This is a genomic window from Deinococcus sp. Leaf326 (assembly GCF_001424185.1).
GTDB lineage: Bacteria > Deinococcota > Deinococci > Deinococcales > Deinococcaceae > Deinococcus.
The window spans coordinates 1-1,205 of record NZ_LMOM01000004.1; the positions used below are offsets into that span (position 1 = coordinate 1).

The 1,205-nt window shown below is 48.9% G+C and carries 2 protein-coding genes; one reads left to right on the forward strand and one right to left on the reverse strand.

The window, feature by feature from the left end:
* Positions 1 to 166: 166 nt before the first annotated feature.
* Complete coding sequence (locus tag ASF71_RS04395; protein ID WP_156372612.1) at positions 167 to 853, reverse strand: hypothetical protein; 687 nt, start codon at positions 851 to 853, stop codon at positions 167 to 169.
* A 35-nt stretch (positions 854 to 888) separates the two neighbouring features.
* On the opposite strand from ASF71_RS04395, the gene ASF71_RS24880 reads away from it, so the two are divergent.
* On the forward strand, positions 889 to 1,205 hold a 317-nt coding region (locus ASF71_RS24880; RefSeq protein ID WP_235514124.1), incomplete at its 3' end, for a hypothetical protein.

Here is a 1,205-nt window from a genome sequence, read left to right on the forward strand (position 1 = left end):
ACGAGGCCTTGGTCGAAACCGCTGAGAACCTCGTGTACGAAGTCATGATCCGTTTGATGGTGCGTCGGTTGGCAAAGTCCCCGCCCTGACCTTTTTCAGACGCACTTTAAGTCGACCTTGTCCGTCACCCTGAGTTGTGCCAGGCACAGCCACTTCTCCCGCCCTGTCAGGCTTGGGGCTGCTCCTCGACATTCAAGAGCTCGAAATGGAGACCCAGAAGACCCCAGGGTTCCAGATGGGCCCTGCCCTCGTCAGTACAGAGGAGCGCACTTCGGGGGCCCCAGGCGACACGAAAGAAGGGGGGAGGCACCGGTTGACTGGCATTGAGCACGTACCGTCTCTCACTCCTGTCTGACTTCTCTGGATCAAAGAGATCAATCTGAGTCAACAGGTGGAGATAATGATATCGGGTTTCTGCTGTCTGCTTAAATTGTCTAACCAGTTCATCTACATCGCCAGCAGATATGCCTTCAATCTTGCTGGCTGAAAGATCTTCGATGCGTTGTCTTTCCAAAACTGAAACAGGATACGAGGTAGCTTGACTAGTCTTCGACAGGATGATGTCAAGCATTTTTTTGGTCATTATATTTTCACCAAGAAAATCCAATTTTATGGTTTCGAGATAGTGAATATAAGCCTCATAGATCAAGGGGAGATCCAGAGAGTCATGCATATCAACTTGCGAGAATCCCAAGTACCACTCTTTTCCCTGGTTCACCTCCTCTACTGCGTCCTCTACCCTTTCCTTCTCGAGTTTCGGCATCTCGATACTTAAGAGCACATCCTCACTCCATTCTCCTGAAGCTACTTTCCTCTCGTAAAGCTGATCTTGGGCGGCCTGTGTTTCGGGCACAGACCAGCTCTTTATTTCATATACATTCAAGCCCATTGAACTTGCTCCTGTTGGACACCCGCGATCTGATTTCCATTCTTCGTCGGAACGCTGCCCTTCTTATACATTTCCCTGAGATTTCTGTGGATTTCTTTGACCATTTGATCTATCTGATCGTCTGTCAAGTTAGGTATATTTCTGTCACGAATATTATTGTCTATCAGGACCTTCTGAATAATTTGACGGGTCTCCACATCCGTTCTGGGATGTGGCCCCCCTCAGTAGAGGACAACTTCAGTTTTCCCTGTTCTGAACAGCCTCAACAGGTTTGGGGATCGCCAAAAATGACGAAAGGCGGTCTTCTGGAGGTGTG